Origin of the sequence: Bradyrhizobium sp. NAS96.2 (genome assembly GCF_001908235.1) — a bacterium.
GTDB lineage: Bacteria > Pseudomonadota > Alphaproteobacteria > Rhizobiales > Xanthobacteraceae > Bradyrhizobium.
The window spans coordinates 14,473-33,576 of sequence record NZ_LGHK01000172.1 but is presented as its reverse complement, the minus strand read 5'-3'; the positions used below and the strand labels follow the sequence as shown (position 1 = coordinate 33,576).

Genomic DNA, 19,104 nt, shown 5'->3' with positions numbered 1-19,104 from the left:
GGCCTGCAGGCTGGTGTCGCCGGCCGGCAACGCGGCTGCCGCCGCGCAGGCGCCGGCATAGACCTCCGGCGGGAAGCTCGCCGCGAGGAACGACAGCAGGATGCGCATATAAAGCCGCGAGGACGCGGCGAAGTCCGGCAGCAGCGGGCTCGAGCGCGACACTTTCGCACCGGCCTTGTCGAGATTGCTCGCGAGCTTGTCGATGCTTCCGCGGATCACCTTGTCGGTCGGCAGCACCGGATCGCTGTCGATCACGAGGATGCGGAAATCCTTCAAGGCGGTGTGGCGCGCCGCCGGCAGGTCCAGCCGGTAGGCCTTGCCGGCTTCGAGCGGATCGGGGCCGGCCATCACGTCGAGCACGAGTGCGAGGTCGGCTGCGCCGCGCGCCATCGGGCCAATCACGGACAGATCACGATCGAACGGCAGTGGCGGCAGCGGCGGCGGGGTGTGGCCGCGCGACGGCAGCAGCGCGAAGGTCGGCTTGTGCGCATAGATGCCGCAGTGGAAGCCCGGCACGCGCAGCGAGCCGCCGATATCGGAGCCGAGCGACAGCGCGCCGTAGCCCGCCGCAAGTGCGGCCGACGATCCGCCGGAGGAGCCCCCCGGCGTGCGGCCGAGGTCGTAGGGATTATTGGTGGTGCCGTAGATCTCGTTGTAGCTCTGCCAGTCGGCGAGCGCGACCGGCACGTTGGTCTTGCCGAGGATCACGCCGCCGGCGTCCTTCACCCGCTGGATCGAGAGTGCGTCCTCAGTCGGAACGAAATCCTTTTGCGGCAGGAAGCCCCAGGTCGTCGGCAATCCCGCGACGTTGAAGGATTCCTTTACCGTCATGGGGATGCCGAGCAGCGGCCTGTGCTCGCCGCGTGCGATCGCGGCGTCGGCGGCGCGGGCGGCAGCGAGGCCGCGCTCGAAATCGCGCACGCAGATCGCGTTGACCTTGCCGTCATGACGCTCGATGCGGCCGATCGCGTCTTCCGCGAGTTCGACGGCGGAGACCTGCTTGGTGCGCAGCGCCTCGGACAGTTCGACGGCGGTCTTGAAACTGTATTGTGATTTGGCCACGGCGTGCTCCCTGATTTTGGCGGCGATCATGCGCAGAATGGAGCGGGCGGGCAAGACCGGCTTGATCGCAATTGCGCCGACAACCTAGCCCGGGAGCATGCGCTGCATGATGCGATCGCGGTAGATCAATAGGTGCACCAGCGCTGTCGCGACGTGGAGGCAGATCAGTACCAGCAGGGACCATTCCGCGGCCTGATGCAGGCCGTCGATCGCCTTGCCGGCTGCGGCATTATCCGAGGCCAGCATCGGCAGCGGCATCATGTAGAAGAACGAGACGGTCCAGCCGCGAAATGATGCAAACAGCCAGCCGCTGATGGTCGTCGCCAGCACGAAAACATAGAGCATCCAGTGCACGGCTTCCGAGCTCAGCCGTTGCCACGCCGGCAGCGAGCTTTCCGGCGCAACCGGGTGCGTCAGCCGCCAGACAAACCGCAGCATGATGAGAACAAGGATGACGATGCCGAACGAAATATGAAACGTCATGGCGGCGCCGGGAGCCTGGCCGCGATGAATGTCCGGCATCAGCCAGCCAATGGGGTACTGCACGGCCAGCAGGGCGACGATCACCCAATGCAGCAGCTTCGCGGTGGTGCCGTAATGCAGACGACCGGTCATGGACTTTCGGACCGCTTCTGAGATTGTCAGGTTAATCTAATACGGCGTGCTGCGCGCCGACAGATGCGCCAGCGGATTGACGGCGCCGTTCGCGCTTGCCCGCTCCGATGTGGTTCCCTTGGCGCCAGGTACCGGGAAGGCATATCCTATGATGGTCTTGACCACGAGCCGGTCGGATGCGCGTGTCAGGCCGTAGCCGACGCCGAAATCGATGTCGACGTCGCCCACCTTGAAGTCGGTCACCGCGAACAATGTATGCTGCTGCTCGGCGAGCGGGCTGAAGGCGCCGATCTTGCCGAAATCGGCGTAATATTCGAGCCCGACATACAGATCGTCCTTCAGCTTGCGCGCCACGCGCGCGGCGGGCGCGAAATCCGCCTCGCCATATCGGCCGAAGCCGACATCGACGATCGGGTTGACGATGAATTCATAGTCCGCGTTGCGCACGCCGATGATCGGCCGGATTTCGAGGCCCCAGCGGGTCTGCGCGAATTTCGGCATTTCGTAGCTGAGCTCGAAATTGATGCCGTAGAACAGGTTGCGCTTGTCGGCGTTCGGCGAGACGAACAGCGTGCGCAGCTTGAAGGCGTCGGACAGGAACTGCCAGTCCTGCACGGCAAACGGCAGATAGAGCCCGAGCTCCCACCAGTCCGTCATGCCATAGGCAAACTCCGGCGTGCCGTTGAGGCTGTGGTTGGACGGAAAACCGCCGGGGAAGGGCGGGTCCTTCTGGCCGATGCCGACATAGTTGAGGTGCTGCTGGACGGTGAGCTGGCCGACCGCCGCGATGCCGGCATTGTAGACCTGGATCTCGTCGGTCGCGTGCGCATGGCTGCCGTATCCGACCGCAGCGAGCGCAATCAGCGCAGCGCCCGCGGTATCTCGGCATTGGCGTCGGGATCGCATCGCTGACCTCGCCGTCCTACGCCGCGCCGATCAAGATGCCGACCGCGAGCACGATCGCGCCGCCGAGCACGATCTGGAACACCGCCTGCAGGAACGGCGTGTCCATGTAGCGCGAGCGGATGAAGGCGATCGCCCACAATTCGAAGAACACCACGATTCCTGCGATCGCGGTCGCAATCCAGAATGCATTCGGCCAGGCATCGGGCACGAGATAGGGAATGGTGTGGCCGAGGCCGCCGAGCGTCGTCATCAATCCGCAGGTCAGGCCGCGCAGCCAGGGCGAGCCGCGGCCGGTCAGCGAGCCGTCGTCGGACAATGCTTCGGCAAAGCCCATGCTGATGCCGGCGCCGATCGAGGCGGCGAGGCCGACCAGGAAGGTCTGCCAGTTGTGATGGGTGGCGAAGGCGGCGGCGAACAGCGGCGCCAGCGTCGAGACCGAGCCGTCCATCAATCCGGCAAGGCCCGGCTGCACATATTGCAACACGAACATCCGCCGCCGCGTGCGGTCTTCCTCGGCGCGCACGTCGGGCTTGAGGATGTCGCCGGTCAGCTTGACCGCGAGTTTCTCGTGGCCCTTCTCCTCCTCGGCGAGATCGCCGAGCAGGCGGCGTACGCCGGTATCTTCGGCCTTCTCCGCCGCCTTGGCATAGAAGCGCTCGGCTTCGAGCTCCATGGTCTCGACTTCCTTGCGGATGGTGTCGAGCGGCAGGTTCTTGGTCAGCCAGATCGGACGCCGGCGTAGGAAGCCTTTGACATCCTCGCGCCGGATCGGCGGCAGATGCGGGCCGAAGCGCTGCTCGTAGGTTTCGAGCAGCCGGTGGCGATGGCCGCGCTCCTCCTCCGCCATCTCCTCGAAGATCTTTGCGGTATCGGGATAACGGCCGGCGAGGTCCTCGGCGAAGGACATATAGATGCGGCTATCCTCCTCCTCGGAGGCAATCGCGACCGCCAGCACCTCGCGCTCGGTCAGATCGGCGAAATTCTTCACGGCAGCGCTTTCTTTATCCAACTTAGAATTAGAATAATTCTAATATTGGCTGGCGATGCCGTGGTCAATCCAAAGGGCCTTGCCTTCGTTGCGTTTTTGATCACGAACAGGGGAACCAGGCGATCTCGCGCCCGTTCGAGTTCCGGTCCTGAACTGCGGAGACTCTATGAGCACGGTCAAATATCGCCTGAACGATCCACGCCTGGCACCGCGGCGGACCAAGCTCGAGATTCCGGGCTGGGCGGGAGGACGCGAGCCGCGCACCGACGGTTCACGCGAGCAGGTCTGGCACTGCGTGCCGTTCTCGGAAGGCGCGCAGTATGGGATCGAGTTGTTCTACCCCTACGCCTTCGAGCTGCACGTCACCACGCGCGACGGCCGGTTGCACCTCGATGCAGATTGGGGCGAGCCGCCGGACAGCGGCGTGCAGTGGCCGCCGTTCCGGAATTTTGGCGACACGTTCTACACCTATCAGATCTTGCTCGACCTCAAGGTCGAACCGGGCATGGCGGTGCGCACCGAGCCGCATCCGCGCTTCTACACCGACCGTACCGACACCGTGCCGATCGCCGTTCCGGCGCTGATCCGTAACTGGTGGCCGATGATGTTCTTCTGTGTGTTCAAGGCACCGGTGGAAGGACGCACGCACATCTTCCGGCCGAATGAGCCGTTCGCGCAGATCATCGTGATTCCGGAAGAGGCGGATTTCCAGCTCGAGCCGATGGGCGAGGAAGAAGCCGCCGAGCGCGAATTGCAGGCGCGCCGCATCTACAGCAATCGGCCCAAACTGGCCGCCGGCACCGAATGGACCTCGTCGACCGACACGGTGTTCGACGGCACCTATCGCCATCTCCACCGCGCCGCCAAGGAGAAGGCGCGAGGGACCTGAGGCGCAGTCGCATCGCTGCAGGCAAAACAAACGGGGCCCGCAGGCCCCGTTGTCGTATCGCCCAACCGCCGCGGCTCAGTAGTCGCGCCGATAGAAGCTGTGGTGATGATGGTGGTGGTGATGATGGTGATGGTATCGCCGATAGCGCGGCACCACGATGACCGGAGGTCCGTAGCCACGATCATAGCCGCGATAGTAGCCATGGTGGTGGTGATGGTGATGATGGTGGTGGTGATAGAACTGCGCGAGTTGGACGGTCTCGCGCGCCGGGGGAGGCGTCGCCTCGTCCAGGGCTTGCAGCTTTGCCGAGGCGTTAGTGATCGGCTCCAGCAGTTCTGCGTAGGAGTTCGCTTGCAGTACGTCGGTCGGCGCGGGTGCCGGCGCAGCCTGCGCGGCCCCGAGCGCGCCCAGCGATGCGACCGCTCCCAACAATCCGGCAATCTTCTTTTCCATAGTCCTCCTCCAGGTCGGTCCGCCGGACAAGACCGGCTGACTGCAACGCCAGGTTCCATGGAATGTTCCCGGAAATGTCCCGACGATTTCCCGGAGATTTCTTCTTGCGTCAGCCCGTCACTGCGCCGCGCGCGCGAGGAACTGAAGCAGCAACCGGCCCACTTCATCGGGCTGTTCCTGCTGCACCCAGTGGCCGGCGCCGCCGACCAGATGGCAACCGATCATTTTGGTACAGGCCTTGGTCTGCATCGCCTCGAACACGCCGGGCCGCTGATAGGTGCCCCAATCCTGCTTGCCCGAGATGAACGCCGACGGCTGGTCGATGGTACGGCCGCTCCAGGTCTGCAATTCCGCCGTGAACGCACCCGAGGTGCCGCAGCGGTACCATTGCAGCCCGCCCTGGAATCCGGTGCGCCGATACTCGGCGCTGTAATAGGCAAGCTCGTGGTCCGGCAGCCAGCTGTTGGCGGCGATCGCTGCGCGAGACGGCATCTGTTCGGCGACCGTCGCGGCCATGTCCTTGGCGAGATCCATCACATAGTAGGTCGGCAGCTTTGCCAGTTCGCCCGCCGACCATGACTCCAGTCGGTAGGGTTTGTTGTCTTTCCAGTCCGCGCTCTTGTGATGGTAGTAGGCGCGCAGGAAGTCGTGCACGCCCTGCGGGGCGCGATGCATGTCGTCATTCGCCTGATACGTCGAATAGTACCATTGGTAGTGCTTGCGCGGACGCGGCAGCGCGGCGAGCTCGCGATGCACGGGGTCGTCAGTCGCGGGCCTTGCCGGTTCGTTGGCGGTGTTGAACGGCAACGACGGCGGGCCCGAGAACGGCGCGCTCATCATCACGACCGTGCGGAACACGTCGGGCCGGATCAACGCGCACCACGCCGCGACCGACGAGCCGAAATCGTGCCCGATCACCGCAGCGACGTGGCTGTAGCCGAACGCCGCGACCAGCCCAAGCGCATCGCGCACCAGGTTGGGCAGGCGGAATGATGCGAGATCGCCGTCATAATCCGCGCTCCAGCCGGTGGTGCGGCCATAGCCGCGCTGGTCTGGCGCGATCACGTGATAGCCGGCAGCGGCGAGCTTCGGCATCACCTTGCGCCAGGAAAACGCCAGCTCCGGAAAGCCGTGCAGCAGCAGCAGGCAGGGACGGCCTGACGTCTCGAAGCCAGCCTCCAGCACATGCATGGTGAGGCCGTTGATCCCGTCGACATAACGCGAGCGGATGGTGGAAGGGAGCGGGACGTCGGGGAGGGCTTCCATCTGAGATCACCTGTTGGGCATTGCCGCACAACCAGCGCATTTGGCTGTATGCTGGCGGTCATTGTTCTGACAATAGCAACATTGCCCAGGGGATGCATACCGCATGCGCCACGCGAGGATTGCAGAGCTGCCCGGCTGGATGGCGCGTCTCGGTCTGACGATCGTGGCCGCGAGCCTCGTGCTGATTTCGGCCGTGCGCGCCGCCGACATCAAGCAGCTCACCGAAAAACTGCCGCGCGCCTATATCGGCGAATTCCTGTGGGACGGCGACAACACGGTGCAGAACGTCATCATCACCTTCGACATGGTGCAGGCCCTGAACGAGCAGAATGCCGAAGCGCGCGGCTGCGGTTCATATGAAGTCGACCGCCACGTGACCAAGATCGGCGTGCGGATGTTCATCCGGCTGTCCGACCTCGAGGTCGAGATCTTCGAGCGATCGCCGGACGACGGCGGAGCGTTCGAGACCGACGGCAGCCATCGCGGCAAGCTGTCGGAGGATTTGCAGCAGATCGATGCACAGTGGACCACCACGGCATCAGGCAAGCACGGCCAGCTGCATCTGCGTGCCGCGGCCTCCGCCGCCTGCGAGCCGGCGGCGGAATTGTAGGTCTGGGTCAGCAAAGTCGGCGGGCTGGGCACAAGCGGCATCCCCATGCACGCTTCACCCTCCCCCTCCAGGGGAGGATAAGAGGCGTCCCCTCCAGGGGAGGGTGAGGCGCGTCACGCCTTGGCGGGAGCTTTCGGCCAATAGCGGTCGCGCAGATGGCGCTTCACCAGTTTCCCGGTTGGCGTGCGCGGCAGCTCCTGCTCGAAGTCGATGCTCTTCGGGCATTTGATCGGCGACAGATGCTGGCGGCAGAACGCGATCAGCTCGGCTTCGAGCTCCTTGCCGGCCTTGGCGATGTCGTGCGGTTGCACCACGGCCTTGACCTCTTCGCCCATCTCCTCGTTCGGCACGCCGAACACCGCGACGTCGGAGACCGCAGGGTGCGTGATCAGCACGTCCTCGGTCTCCTGCGGATAGATGTTCACGCCGCCGGAGATGATCATGTAGCTCTTGCGGTCGGTGAGATAGAGGAAGCCCTCTTCATCGAGATAGCCGACGTCGCCGAGCGTCGACCAGCCCTTGGCGTTGTAGGCCTTCTTCGTCTTCTCGGGATCGTTGTGATAGCTGAAAACAGGCGCGTCGGCGAAATAGACCTGCCCGATCTGCCCCGTGGGTGCCTCCTCCTCGTTCTCGTCGAGGATCTTGACCTTGCCGACCACGGCGCGGCCGACCGTGCCGCGATGGGTCAGCCATTGCTGCGAGGTCGAGACGGTGACGCCGTTGCCCTCGGAGCCGGCGTAATACTCGATCAGGATCGGTCCCCACCAGTCGATCATCTTGGCCTTGACGTCGACCGGGCAGGGCGCCGCGGCGTGGATCGCGCCCTTCAGCGAGGACACCTTGTAGCGGGCGCGCACCTCGTCGGGCAGCTTCAGCATGCGCACGAACATCGTCGGCACCAGCTGCGACTGCGTCACCTTGTGCTTCTCGACCTGCTTCAGGAATTCCTCGGCGTCGAAGTGCTCCATGATGACGGAGGTGCCGCCCAGCACCGTTGCCATCATGTTGAAGCGCAGGGGAGCCGCGTGATAGAGCGGCGCCGGCGACAGATAGATGCTGTCGGCATTCATGCCGCACATGTCGGCGGTGAGGATCCGCAGGAACGGGTTCGGCACGTCGATCCGGTTGCCCTCGAACTCCTTCTTGATGCCCTTGGGGCGGCCGGTGGTGCCGGAGGAATACAGCATGTCGTAGCCGGCGACCTCGTCGGCAACCGGCGTGGTCGGCTGCGCGGCGGCCTCCTTGTCATAGGAGCGGAAGCCGGGCGCTGGCTCGTCCATCATATAGAACAGTGGCTCGGCCGCCTCGCCCTTGATCAGGCCCTTCACCTTGTCGGCACACTGTGGCGTGGTGATGAACACCTTGGCGCCGCAGTCCTTGATGATGTAGGCGATCTCCTCTTCCGTGAGGTAACGGCTGATCGCCGTGTAGTAGAGCCCTGAGCGCTGCGCAGCCCAGCAGATCTCCATGAAGGCGAGGCGGTTTTCCATCAGCAGCGCGATGTGGTCGCCCGCCTTCAGGCCGAGCGAGCGGAACAGATGCGCGCCCTGGTTCGAGAGCTCGTCGAGCTCGCGATAGGTGATCGCCTTGCCGGACGCCGCCATCTGGTAGGCGATCTTGTTCGGGTGGTTACGCGCGTGGATCGACGGATGGGTCACAGACGTTTCCTCAAACAAGGTGGTCGTCCCTGCCTAGTGCGCAATCGCGCACGGGAGCAGGGACCCATAACCACCGTTCTTATTTGTTGAAATGAGTTGGGGCCGCAGCCCGGCATAACCACATCGACCTGTGGTTATGGGTCCCGGCTCAAGGCCGGGACGACACCTTTTGTGTGGACGCTCTTGCGGCCTCTCTTGCAGACGCTTCTTACAGCCGCTCGACAATCGTGACGTTGGCCATGCCGCCGCCTTCGCACATGGTCTGCAGGCCGTAGCGCTTGTTGCGCTGCTTCAGGGCATGCAACAGCGTCGTCATCAGCTTGGTGCCGGAGCCGCCGAGCGGATGGCCGAGTGCGATCGCGCCGCCATTGACGTTGAGCCGGGCCGGATCGGCGCCGGTGGTCTTCAGCCACGCGGTCGGCACCGAGGCGAAGGCCTCGTTGACCTCGAACAGGTCGATGTCGTCGATTTTCATCCCGGCCTTCTGCAGCGCGCGCTGGGTCGCCGGCAGCGGCGCTTCCAGCATGATCACGGGGTCGCCGCCCATCATGGTGAGATGATGGATGCGCGCCATCGGCTTGACGCCGAGCGCCTTCAGGCCCTTCTCGTTGACGACCATCACGCCGGAGGCGCCGTCGCAGATCTGGCTGGCGCTCGCCGCGGTAAGCTTGCCATTCTCGGCGATCAGCTTGACGCCCTTGATGCCGTCGAGGCTGGCATCGAAGCGGATGCCTTCATCGATGTGGTGGGTGTCGGTCGAGCCGTCGGCGCGGGTGATCTTCACCGGCACGATCTCGTCCTTGAAATGGCCGGCTTGCGTCGCCGCGATCGCGCGCTGATGGCTGTTGTACGAATATTCGTCGAGCTCATCCTTCGACAGGCCGTACTTCTCGGCCATCATCTCCGCGCCGGTGAACTGGCTGAAGACGATGTTGGGATATCTCGCCTCGATGCCCGGGCTCTTGTAATGGCCGAAGCCGTTCTTGGCCGGCAGCGACGAGGCGAGCCCCATCGGCACGCGGGTCATCGATTCCACGCCGGCGGCGATCACGCAGTCCATGGTGCCAGACATCACGGCCTGCGCCGCGAAGTGCAGCGCCTGCTGCGAGGAGCCGCACTGGCGGTCGATCGAGGTGGCGGGCACGCTCTCCGGCAGCTTGGAGGCCATCACCGCGTTGCGCGCGATGTTGGTGGATTGCTCGCCGGTCTGCATCACGCAGCCCATGATCACGTCCTCGACCTGCGCCGGGTCGGCGCCGGAGCGTTCGACCAGCGCATCGAGCACGGTCGCGGCCAGATCGGCCGGATGCCAGCCGGCCAGACGCCCTCCCTTGCGGCCGCCCGCGGTACGAGCGGCGGCGACGATATATGCCTCGGCCATGTCTGATCTCCCTGATGTTTTCTGGATTGGGGGTCCTAAAAGTTGGGCCGGATTTAAGGGGCGGCTCAGCATTTAGTCAATCAATCAATTAACTCTTGAGTGCAGCCCCGCCATGGGCTTATGTGCGGCCTCGATTTACCGTCGAGTCCAGACACAGAGCGGGACCAGAGCGCAGTTGAATACCAGCGTACCGACGAAACTCGCCGCCGGCAGAAACGCCACTGCCGACAAGCTATTGGTCGCAGCCAGCGAGCTGATGATCGAACGCGCCTCGATCGAGGTCTCGCTGTCCGACATCGCGCAGAAGTCCGGGGTCAACGCTGCGCTGGTGAAATATCATTTCGGCAACAAGGACGGGCTGTTGCTGGCGCTGCTGGCGCGCGACGCCGCCACCGAGATATCGCAGCTCGAATATCTGCTGGCGCAGCCGATCACGCCGTCGGAGAAATTGCGCCTGCATATCGGCGGCATCATCCGCGCCTACCACCAGTTCCCCTATATGAACCGGCTGATCCATTATCTCCTGCACGAGAGCTCGGCCGGCGCTGCGGACGAAGTGTCGAAATTCTTCGTCGCGCCGCTGTTGGATTTTCACCGCCGGCTGCTCGCCGAGGGCATCAAGGCCGGTCAGTTCCGCAAGATCGATCCGGTGCTGTTCTACACCAGCCTGATCGGCGCCTGCGACCACCTGTTCTTCGGCCGCCACGCGATGTCGCGCGCGGTCGGCGTCGGTCCGGTCACCGACGAGGTCTGCCGCGAATACATCAAGCACATGGAAGCCTTGATCTTCGGCGGCGTGCTCAATCCCGATAAGGAAACGGCAGCGATCGCCGCCGGATAACCAGCTCGAAGTCTAGAGAAGAAACGCCCAAGGAAAGGTTGTTCTCATGCAGTTGAAAGACGTTGCCGTTCTCATCACCGGCGGTGGCTCCGGCCTTGGTGCCGCAACCGCGCGCGCCATGGCCGCCAAGGGCGCCAAGATCGGCGTGATCGACCAGAACAAGGAAAACGCAGAGAAGGTCGCCGCCGAAGTGAAGGGCGTTGCCCTGCATGCCGACGTCACCGACGAGGAAGCCATCAAGGCGGCGATCGCCAAGGCCGAGGCCGCGCACGGCATTGCGCGCGTGCTGATGAACTGCGCCGGCATCGGCGGCTCGCAGCGCATCGTCGGCAAGGACGGCGTCTATCCGCTGGCCAAGTTCGTCCGCATCATCAACGTCAATCTGATCGGCACCTTCAACGTGCTGCGCCTGTTCGCCGAGCGCCTCGCCACCGCCGAAACCATCGGCGAGGAGCGCGGCGTCGTGATCAACACCGCGTCGGTCGCGGCCTATGAAGGTCAGATCGGCCAGATCGCCTATTCGGCCTCGAAGGGCGGCGTCGTCGGCCTCACGCTGCCGGCCGCGCGCGACCTCGCCAGCCTGAAGATCCGCGTCAACACCATCGCGCCCGGCCTGTTCCTGACGCCGCTGCTGATGGGTCTCAACGAGGAAGCCCGCAAGAGCCTCGGCGCCCAGGTGCCGCATCCGGCCCGCCTCGGCGACGCCTCGGAATACGGGAACCTCGCCGTCCATATCGTCGAGAACCCGATGCTCAACGGCGAGACCATCCGTCTCGACGGCGCCATCCGCATGGCGCCGCGCTAGCGCGGATTCTGCCTCTTGCCCTCCCCCCTTGCGGGGGAGGGCGGCAGCGAAGGCTGCCGGGAGAGGGGTTCTCTCCGCGGCCACCCCTCTCCGAAGCGAATACGCGGCACCGACGCACATGCCCTCTCCCGCAAGGGGAGAGGGCGCATTAACTGGCACCGCATCTGCAGATGCAGGAGTGTGACGCGTGACAGATCCGCTGCTGATCGAGCATCACCATGGAGTCGATTGGGTCACGCTCAATCGTCCCGAAAGCCTCAACGCACTCGATCCGTCGTTGATCGAAGCGCTCAATACCTATTTCCAGGGCTTGCAGCGCAATCGCGACACCCGCGTCGTGGTGCTGAAGGGCGCCGGCGCGAATTTCTGCGCCGGGCTCGACCTCAAGCACGCGATGGCGCGGCGCGGCGGGCAGACCGAGCCGCCGAGCGTTGCTGACTCCCTGGACTCGCAGCGCCGCATTGCCGACATCGTGATGCTGATGCGGCGCGCTCCGCAGCCGATCATCGCGCTGGTGCAGGGCGCCGCCGCCGGCGGCGGCTTTGCGCTGGCGCTTGCCGCCGACATCCGCATCGCCGCGAAGAACGCGCGGATGAACTGTGCCTTCATCAAGCTCGGCTTAGGGGGCTGCGACATCGGCACCAGCTATTTCCTGCCGCGCCTCGTCGGCGTGTCGGTCGCCTCCGAATTGATCCTCACCGGGCGCTTCATCAACGCCGATCGCGCGCTTGCCGTCGGTCTCGTATCCGAAGTCGTCGAGGCCGCCGATCTCGATGCCGCGGCTAATCCTTATGTCGATGCGATGATGACGGCCTCACCGGTCGGTCTGCGCCTCTCGAAGGAATGCATCAACATGAGCGTCGATGCCGGCTCGATCGAGGCCGTGATTGCGATGGAGGATCGCAATCAGGTGCTGTGCAGCCGCTCGGAAGATTTCCAGGAGGGCATCAAGGCCTTCCTTGAGAAACGAAAGCCTGTCTATATCAGGCGCTGAGAACAGATCCTCAAAAGGACAAGAATTCCGGGAGACGCAAAATGGATGGAGACGCGGCGATGCTGACGAAACCCGCCTTCCGCAAGGTGGATTGGCTCGCGCGTGACATCGCGGTCGAACGGCGCGCCGACGGCACCGTCGTCCTGAAGTCGCAGATTCCACTCCAGGCCTACGAGACGCACATCCCGGCCTATCTCGCCAAATGGGCGACGCAGGCGCCGGAGCGCATCTGGCTCGCGCAACGCGGCGGCCCCGACCGGCAGTGGCGCAAGGTCTCCTACGGTGAAGCCAAGCGCACCGTCGATGCGCTGACCCAGGGCCTGCTCGATCTCGGCATTGCCGACGGCCGGCCCGTCGCGATTCTCTCAGGCAATTCGATCGAGCACGCGCTGATGACGCAGGCCGCGATGCAGGCGCGGCTGCCGGCCGCGCCGGTGTCGCCGGCCTATTCGCTGATGAGCCAAGATCATCTCAAGCTCAAATATCTCTTCAACCTGATCAAGCCCGCCGTCGTGATGGTGCAGGATGGCCCGGCCTTCGAGAAGGCGCTGAAGGCGATCGACCTCACCGGCATCACGGTCGTTCACGTGCTGCGTCCCTGCGAGGGCATCAAGAGCGTGGCCTTTGCCGAGCTCGCGGCGACGCCGGTGACGGCTGATGTCGACGCGTCGATCGCGAAGATCACGCCCGACACCACAGGCAAGCTGCTGTTCACCTCGGGCTCGACCGGCATGCCCAAGGCCGTCATCAACACCCAGCAGATGATGTGCGCCAACGCGGCGATGATGATGCAGGTGCGGCCGCGCGAGACGGCGGGGCCGATCCCGACCGTGCTCGACTGGATGCCGTGGAATCACACCATGGGCGGCAACGCCGCGTTCAATCCGGTGCTGGTCGACGGCGGCACGCTTTACATCGACGACGGCCGGCCGATGCCGGGTCAGCTCGAGGAGACCATTCGCAATCTGCGCGAGGTGTCGCCGACCTATTACGCCAACGTGCCGGCCGGCTATGCCGCGCTCGCGGCCGCGATGGAGAAGGACGAGGCGCTGTGCCGGAGCTTCTTCAAGAACCTCTCGATCATGGCCTATGGCGGCGCGCGGCTGCCCGACGATCTCTATGACCGCATGCAGGCGCTGGCGGTGAAGACCACAGGCGAGCGCATCGTGTTCTACACCGGCTGGGGCTCGACCGAGACCGCACCGACCTCGACCGGCACCTATTGGGACACCGAGCGCGTCGGCCTGATCGGGCTGCCATTCCCCGGCGTCGAGCTGAAGATGGTGCCGTGCGGCTCGAAGTACGAATTGCGGCTGCGCGGCGTCAACGTCACGCCGGGCTATTTCGGTCAGGCGGACCTCACGGCGAAGATGTTCGACGAGGAAGGCTTCTACTGCATCGGCGATGCCGGCGTGTTCGTGGATCCTGCGGATCCGCTGCAGGGCATCATCTTTGCCGGCCGCGTGGTCGAGGACTTCAAGCTGACCACCGGCACCTTCGTCCATGTCGGCTCGCTGCGCACCGACGCGATCGCCGCCGCGACGCCGGTCGTGCATGATGCGCTGGTGGCGGGGCAGGATCGTGAGTTCATCGGCCTGCTGTGCTGGCCGAACCTGCATGCCTGCCGCCAGCTCGTCGGCAATGCCGACGCGAGCTATGAGGAGGTGATCCGGCATCCCGACGTGATCGCCTGTCTTGAGAAGGGCTTGCAGGCGCACAACGCGTCCACCACCGGCAGCAGCATGCGGATCGCGCGTGCGATGCTGATGGTCGAGCCGCCATCGATCGACGGCAACGAACTCACCGACAAGGGCTACATCAACCAGCGCGCCGGCCTCGAACGCCGTGCCGCACTGGTGGAGAAGCTCTACGCCGGCAAGCCCGGCGACGACGTGATCATTTTGAACTGACCGCAGGATGGGTAGAGCGCAGCGAAACCCATCATCTCGAACCACACAACCGATGGGTATCGCTTCGCTCCACCCATCCTACGAACAACAACAGCAACGCGGGTAAGCGCCATGAATTTCGATTTCTCCGACGAACAGAAGCAGATGCGCGACGAGGCGCGGAAGTTCCTCAGCGAGCAGTGCCCGCCGAAGGCCGTGCGCGAAGTGCTCGACGGCAAGGCGCCTTACGACAAGTCGCTGTGGAAGGGCCTCGCCGAGATGGGCTTCCTCGGTGTCGCGATCCCGGAGCAGTTCGGCGGCGCGGGCGCCGGTCATCTTGAGCTCTGCGTGATCGCGGAGGAAATGGGCCGCGCGCTGGCACCGGTGCCGTTCTCTTCGACGGTCTATCTCGCCGCCGAAGCGATCCTGATCGCGGGCAGTGATGCACAGAAGCAGAAATGGCTGCCGAAGATCGCCTCGGGCGATGCCATCGGCACGCTGGCGCTGTTCGAAGGCAAGGGAAATCCCACGCCGAAGGCGGTCAAGGTCACGGCCAATGGCGGCGTGCTCAACGGCGTCAAGAAGCCCGTGCCGGATGGCGCGATCGCCGATTTCGCCGTTGTCGCTGCGCGCACCGGCTCAAGCGGACGCGAGTCCGATATCTCCCTGTTCATCGTTGATCTCAAAGCCGGCGGCGTCGAGGTCAAGTCGCTGACCAACATCGATCTGACCCGTGGTCAGGCCGAGATCACCTTCAAGGATGCCAAGGCCGAGCCGCTCGGCGCCGCCGGCGAGGGCTGGAGCGTCATCACCCAGGTGCTCGATCGCGCGGCGGTGCTGACGGCGTTCGAACAGGTCGGCGGCGCCGACCGTGCGCTGGAGATGGGCCGCGACTATGCGCTCGACCGTATCGCGTTCGGCCGTCCGATCGGCTCGTTCCAGGCGGTCAAGCACATGCTGGCCGACATGTATGTCTCGGCGACCTTGGCGCGCTCGAATTGCTACTACGGCGCCTGGGCGCTCTCGACCAATGCCGGTGAATTGCCGGAAGCTGCCGCCGCCGCGCGGATCAGCGCGACGCAGGCGTTCCAGCACTGCGCCAAGAACAACATCCAGGTTCACGGCGGCATGGGCTTCACCTGGGAGTTCGACTGCCACATGTACTACCGCCGCGCCAATGCGGTCGCGCTTGGTCTCGGCAGCCTGTCCTATTGGGAAGACGCGCTGATCGACCGCATGCGCAAGAAGAACGCGGCGTAGCCACGACTCGTCATTCCGGGGCGCGCGTAGCGCGAACCCGGAATCCAGAGGTTATTGATCGAGATTCCGGGTTCACGCTTCGCGTGCCCCGGAATGACGGAAAGAGATCGAAGATGAATTTCGACGACACCCCGCAGGAGGCCGCATTCCGCGCCGAGGCGAAAGCCTGGATCGCGGCCAATGCGCCCAAGCAATATGAGGACGAGCTGCGCAAGGCCTCGCTCGGCCGCGTTGCGCTTACGGGCGCCAACATCCTCGAGGTCGCAAAGGCCTGGCAGAAGAGGAAGGCCGACGCCGGCTGGGCTTGCCTGCATTGGCCGAAGGAGTATGGCGGCCGCGGCGCCTCGCCGATCGAGCGCGTGATCTGGCAGCAGGAGGAGGGCCCATTCGGCCGCCTGAGCTCGATGTTCATCATCGGCCACGGCATGTGCGGCCCGACCATGATGGCGTTCGCCGGCGAGGAGCAGAAGCGCAAATTTCTGCCGCCGCTCGCCTCCGGCGAGAAGATCTGGTGCCAGCTGTTCTCCGAGCCCGCCGGCGGCTCCGACGTCGCAGGCTTGCGCACCCGCGCCGAGAAGCACGGCGACGAATGGGTGATCAACGGCCAGAAGGTCTGGACCTCCGGCGCGCATTATTCCGACTACGGCATCCTTTTGACCCGCACCGATCCGACCGTGCCCAAGCACAAGGGCCTCACCATGTTCTTCCTGGACATGAAGAGCCCCGGCGTCGAGGTGCGGCCGATCAAGCAGGCGAGCGGCGCCTCCGACTTCAACGAGGTCTACTTCACCGACGTGCGGATTCCGGACTCGCAGCGGCTCGGCAATGTCAATGACGGCTGGAACGTGTCGCTGACCACGCTGATGAACGAGCGCATGTCGATCGGCGCCGGCGTCGCCACCGGCTTCCCCGAGCTGTTCGACTTCTGCAACAGCCTGATGCTGGAGGATGGCCCTGCGATCGAGAACCGCGCGGTGCGTTCGAAACTCGCGAACTGGGCGGTGAAGGCGAGCGGGCTGAAATACACCAGCATGCGCGCGATATCGGCACTGTCGCGCGGCGAGCGTCCGGGACCGGAGAACTCGATCGGCAAGCTGGTCGCCGGCTCGATGATTCAGGACGTTGCGACCTATGCGCTCGATCTGCAGGGCGCCGCAGGTGCCTTGAGCGGACCTGAGGATGCCGAAGCCGCCGGCAAATTCCAGGCGATGCTGCTGCGTGCGCCCGGTACCCGCGTCGAGGGTGGCACCGACGAGATCATGCGCAACATCATCGCCGAACGCGTGCTGGGTCTGCCCGGCGATATCAGGGTCGACAAGGACGTTCCCTTCAACAAGATCCCGACCAAGGGCCGCGCGTAGCAGCGCCGGAACAACGAGAGAGTTTCGCCATGAATTTCGATGACACGCCGCAGGAAGCCGAATTCCGCGCCATCGCTCGCAAGTGGATCGCCGCCAATGCGCCGAAGGAGTTCGAGGAGGAGCTCTCGAAGTCCTCGCTCGGCCGCATCCGGCTCGCCAAGCACGACATGGTCGAGATCGGCAAGGCCTGGCAGAAGAAGAAGGCGGAAGGCGGCTGGGCCTGCCTGCACTGGCCGAAGGAATATGGCGGCCGCGGCGCCACCCCGATCGAGCGCGTGATCTGGCAGCAGGAAGAGGGTGTCTACGGCAAATTGACCCAGCCGTTCCAGATCGGCGAGGGCATGTGCGGCCCGACCGTGATGGCCTGGGGCAGCGAAGAGGCCAAGCGCCGCTATCTGCCGAAGCTCGCTGCGGGCGAGGAGATCTGGTGCCAGCTGTTCTCCGAGCCGTCGGCCGGCTCCGACGTCGCAGGGCTTCGCACCCGCGCCGAGAAGAAGGGCGACAACTGGGTCGTCAACGGTCAGAAGATCTGGACCTCGGGCGCGCATTACTCCGACTACGGCCTGTTGATCGCGCGCACCGATCCGAATGTGCCCAAGCACAAGGGCCTCACGATGTTCTTCCTCAACATGAAGAGCCCCGGCGTCGAGGTCAGGCCGATCAAGCAGGCCAACGGCATGCAGGAGTTCAACGAAGTCTATTTCACCGACGTCGTGATCCCAGACAGCCAGCGCTTAGGCGCGGTCGGCGAGGGCTGGAGCGTGTCGCTGACCACGCTGATGAACGAGCGCATGTCGATCGGCGCGCGGCTTGCGACCGGCGTGCCGGAGATGTTCGAGTTCTGCTCCAACCTGATGCTCGAAGATGGCTTGGCAATCGACGATCCGGCGGTGCGCTCCAAGCTTGCGAGCTGGGCGGTGAAGGCGAGTGGCCTGAAATACACCAGCTACCGCGCCATCTCGGCGTTGTCGAAGGGCGAGCGGCCGGGGCCGGAGAATTCCATCGGCAAGCTCGTCTCCGGCCTGATGCTGCAGGACATCGCGACCTATGCGATGGATCTGGAGGGCGCCGCAGGCAGCCTCACCGGCGCCGACGAGGAGCAGGCCAACGGCCAGTTCCAGCAGATGCTCTTGTCATCGCCCTCGATGCGTATCGCCGGCGGCACCGACGAGATCCTGCGCAACATCATCGCCGAGCGCGTGCTGGGCTTGCCCGGCGACATCCGGGTCGACAAGGACGTGCCCTACAACAAGATCCCGACCAAGGGCAGATGATCGTAGGGTGGGTTAGCCGACTTGTCCGCCGTAGCTCAAGGAGCGAAGGCGGAAGGCGTAACCCACCGTTTCACCCGACGCGCAAGAAGAGGTGGGTTACGCTTCGCTAACCCACCCTACGAGAACGAGGACGCGATGGACGCCGCAGTAAAACAACAAGACCGCATTGACGTTTTGCAAGGTCTGCTCAACGAACGCTACTCGGTGCGCGCGTTCCTGCCGCGCGAGGTGCCGCGCGACGTCATCGAACATATCCTCAGCGTCGCACAGCGCACCGCGTCCTGGTGCAACAGCCAGCCCTGGCAGGTATTGATCGCATCAGGCGAGGCCAGGGAGCGCTTCCGCAAGGCGATCTATGCCGAGGCTGCGTCCGGCGCCAAGGACGATCACGACTTCACGCCGCCGCGCGAATATGTCGGGGTCTATCTGGAGCGCCGCCGCGAAAGCGGCTTCCAGCTCTACAACACGCTCGGCATCGCGCGCGGCGACAAGGCGGCCTATTCAAAGCAGGCGCTGGAGAACTACAATTTCTTCGGCGCGCCGCATGTCGCCGTCATCCACACCAACGAGCCGCTCGGCATCTATGGTGCGATCGACTGCGGCGGCTATGTCTCGAACTTCATGCTGGCGGCGCAGGCGCTCGGGCTCGGCACCATCCCGCAGGCTGCGCTCGCCCGCCATTCCGGCTTGATCCGCCGCCATTTCAACCTGCCTGACGACCGCCGGGTTGTCTGCGGTATCTCGTTCGGCTATGCGGACCATGCGCACAAGGTGAACAGCTACCGCACCTCGCGCGCAACTGTGGCTGATACTGTCACATTCATTGATGTATAGTTTCCTCAAGGCGGGATG

18 protein-coding genes are annotated in these 19,104 nt (G+C 64.5%); 10 read left to right on the top strand and 8 right to left on the bottom strand.

Features of this window, described 5'->3' with window-relative positions; translation table 11 throughout:
- The 4 genes from AC628_RS31060 to mbfA all read right to left on the bottom strand — a co-directional run.
- Positions 1-1,062: amidase (locus tag AC628_RS31060; RefSeq protein WP_074130597.1), on the bottom strand; the 1,062-nt coding region annotated here is incomplete at its 3' end.
- Positions 1,063-1,146: 84 nt separating this feature from the next.
- A complete protein-coding gene (locus AC628_RS31055) occupies positions 1,147-1,677 on the bottom strand; it encodes a cytochrome b (RefSeq protein WP_074130592.1) in 531 nt (176 codons plus the stop codon).
- A 36-nt stretch (positions 1,678-1,713) separates the two neighbouring features.
- Positions 1,714-2,583: a hypothetical protein gene (locus tag AC628_RS31050; protein ID WP_143201892.1), complete on the bottom strand. Its 870-nt coding sequence runs from the start codon at positions 2,581-2,583 to the stop codon at positions 1,714-1,716.
- 16 nt (positions 2,584-2,599) lie between these two features.
- On the bottom strand, positions 2,600-3,571 hold the full coding sequence (gene mbfA / locus AC628_RS31045) for an iron exporter MbfA (protein ID WP_050422995.1): 972 nt from the start codon (positions 3,569-3,571) through the stop codon (positions 2,600-2,602).
- A 166-nt stretch (positions 3,572-3,737) separates the two neighbouring features.
- On the opposite strand from mbfA, the gene AC628_RS31040 reads away from it, so the two are divergent.
- Entirely contained in the window at positions 3,738-4,460 is a 723-nt protein-coding gene (locus AC628_RS31040; RefSeq protein ID WP_074130591.1) for a hypothetical protein, read from the top strand.
- Between the two features lie 75 nt (positions 4,461-4,535).
- On the opposite strand, the gene AC628_RS31035 is transcribed toward AC628_RS31040, so the two are convergent.
- Positions 4,536-4,913, bottom strand: coding sequence for a hypothetical protein (locus AC628_RS31035; protein WP_050422993.1), 378 nt, complete (start codon positions 4,911-4,913; stop codon positions 4,536-4,538).
- A gap of 117 nt (positions 4,914-5,030) precedes the next feature.
- Positions 5,031-6,179 carry an alpha/beta fold hydrolase gene (locus AC628_RS31030; RefSeq protein ID WP_074130590.1) on the bottom strand — a complete coding sequence of 383 codons (1,149 nt, stop codon included), beginning with the start codon at positions 6,177-6,179 and terminating at the stop codon, positions 5,031-5,033.
- Between the two features lie 103 nt (positions 6,180-6,282).
- On the opposite strand from AC628_RS31030, the gene AC628_RS31025 reads away from it, so the two are divergent.
- On the top strand, positions 6,283-6,789 hold the full coding sequence (locus AC628_RS31025; protein WP_074130589.1) for a hypothetical protein: 507 nt from the start codon (positions 6,283-6,285) through the stop codon (positions 6,787-6,789).
- Positions 6,790-6,902: 113 nt separating this feature from the next.
- On the opposite strand, the gene AC628_RS31020 is transcribed toward AC628_RS31025, so the two are convergent.
- Together AC628_RS31020 and AC628_RS31015 are read right to left on the bottom strand one after the other, a co-directional pair.
- Complete coding sequence (locus tag AC628_RS31020) at positions 6,903-8,447, bottom strand: acyl-CoA synthetase (RefSeq protein WP_074130596.1); 1,545 nt, start codon at positions 8,445-8,447, stop codon at positions 6,903-6,905.
- Between the two features lie 208 nt (positions 8,448-8,655).
- Positions 8,656-9,828: an acetyl-CoA C-acetyltransferase gene (locus AC628_RS31015; RefSeq protein ID WP_074130588.1), complete on the bottom strand. Its 1,173-nt coding sequence runs from the start codon at positions 9,826-9,828 to the stop codon at positions 8,656-8,658.
- A 112-nt stretch (positions 9,829-9,940) separates the two neighbouring features.
- On the opposite strand from AC628_RS31015, the gene AC628_RS31010 reads away from it, so the two are divergent.
- The 8 genes from AC628_RS31010 (at position 9,941) to AC628_RS30975 (ending at position 19,086) form a co-directional block, all read left to right on the top strand.
- Positions 9,941-10,669 carry a TetR family transcriptional regulator gene (locus AC628_RS31010; protein ID WP_074130587.1) on the top strand — a complete coding sequence of 243 codons (729 nt, stop codon included), beginning with the start codon at positions 9,941-9,943 and terminating at the stop codon, positions 10,667-10,669.
- 46 nt (positions 10,670-10,715) lie between these two features.
- Complete coding sequence (locus tag AC628_RS31005) at positions 10,716-11,474, top strand: SDR family NAD(P)-dependent oxidoreductase (protein WP_074130586.1); 759 nt, start codon at positions 10,716-10,718, stop codon at positions 11,472-11,474.
- Positions 11,475-11,661: 187 nt separating this feature from the next.
- Complete coding sequence (locus AC628_RS31000; protein WP_074130585.1) at positions 11,662-12,468, top strand: enoyl-CoA hydratase/isomerase family protein; 807 nt, start codon at positions 11,662-11,664, stop codon at positions 12,466-12,468.
- A gap of 41 nt (positions 12,469-12,509) precedes the next feature.
- Entirely contained in the window at positions 12,510-14,378 is a 1,869-nt protein-coding gene (locus AC628_RS30995) for an AMP-binding protein (protein WP_074130584.1), read from the top strand.
- Between the two features lie 111 nt (positions 14,379-14,489).
- Positions 14,490-15,617 (top strand): acyl-CoA dehydrogenase family protein, encoded by a 1,128-nt coding sequence (locus tag AC628_RS30990; RefSeq protein WP_074130583.1) that lies wholly within the window; start codon positions 14,490-14,492, stop codon positions 15,615-15,617.
- Positions 15,618-15,730: 113 nt separating this feature from the next.
- A complete protein-coding gene (locus tag AC628_RS30985) occupies positions 15,731-16,978 on the top strand; it encodes an acyl-CoA dehydrogenase (RefSeq protein WP_074130582.1) in 1,248 nt (415 codons plus the stop codon).
- A 29-nt stretch (positions 16,979-17,007) separates the two neighbouring features.
- Positions 17,008-18,252 (top strand): acyl-CoA dehydrogenase, encoded by a 1,245-nt coding sequence (locus tag AC628_RS30980; protein ID WP_074130581.1) that lies wholly within the window; start codon positions 17,008-17,010, stop codon positions 18,250-18,252.
- Positions 18,253-18,387: 135 nt separating this feature from the next.
- Positions 18,388-19,086, top strand: coding sequence for a nitroreductase (locus AC628_RS30975; RefSeq protein WP_074130580.1), 699 nt, complete (start codon positions 18,388-18,390; stop codon positions 19,084-19,086).
- Positions 19,087-19,104 lie beyond the last annotated feature (18 nt).

Excerpts from the sequence above, each read along its gene's own strand:
- AC628_RS31030 (WP_074130590.1), bottom strand. The coding sequence starts at position 6,179 with ATGGAAGCCCTCCCCGACGTCCCGCTCCCTTCCACCATCCGCTCGCGT.
- AC628_RS31025 (WP_074130589.1), top strand. The coding sequence starts at position 6,283 with ATGCGCCACGCGAGGATTGCAGAGCTGCCCGGCTGGATGGCGCGTCTC.
- AC628_RS31005 (WP_074130586.1), top strand. The coding sequence starts at position 10,716 with ATGCAGTTGAAAGACGTTGCCGTTCTCATCACCGGCGGTGGCTCCGGC.
- AC628_RS31040 (WP_074130591.1), top strand. The coding sequence starts at position 3,738 with ATGAGCACGGTCAAATATCGCCTGAACGATCCACGCCTGGCACCGCGG.
- AC628_RS30985 (WP_074130582.1), top strand. The coding sequence starts at position 15,731 with ATGAATTTCGACGACACCCCGCAGGAGGCCGCATTCCGCGCCGAGGCG.
- AC628_RS30975 (WP_074130580.1), top strand. The coding sequence starts at position 18,388 with ATGGACGCCGCAGTAAAACAACAAGACCGCATTGACGTTTTGCAAGGT.
- AC628_RS30980 (WP_074130581.1), top strand. The coding sequence starts at position 17,008 with ATGAATTTCGATGACACGCCGCAGGAAGCCGAATTCCGCGCCATCGCT.
- AC628_RS31015 (WP_074130588.1), bottom strand. The coding sequence starts at position 9,828 with ATGGCCGAGGCATATATCGTCGCCGCCGCTCGTACCGCGGGCGGCCGC.
- AC628_RS30990 (WP_074130583.1), top strand. The coding sequence starts at position 14,490 with ATGAATTTCGATTTCTCCGACGAACAGAAGCAGATGCGCGACGAGGCG.
- AC628_RS31055 (WP_074130592.1), bottom strand. The coding sequence starts at position 1,677 with ATGACCGGTCGTCTGCATTACGGCACCACCGCGAAGCTGCTGCATTGG.
- AC628_RS30995 (WP_074130584.1), top strand. The coding sequence starts at position 12,510 with ATGGATGGAGACGCGGCGATGCTGACGAAACCCGCCTTCCGCAAGGTG.
- AC628_RS31010 (WP_074130587.1), top strand. The coding sequence starts at position 9,941 with ATGGGCTTATGTGCGGCCTCGATTTACCGTCGAGTCCAGACACAGAGC.
- AC628_RS31035 (WP_050422993.1), bottom strand. The coding sequence starts at position 4,913 with ATGGAAAAGAAGATTGCCGGATTGTTGGGAGCGGTCGCATCGCTGGGC.
- AC628_RS31050 (WP_143201892.1), bottom strand. The coding sequence starts at position 2,583 with ATGCGATCCCGACGCCAATGCCGAGATACCGCGGGCGCTGCGCTGATT.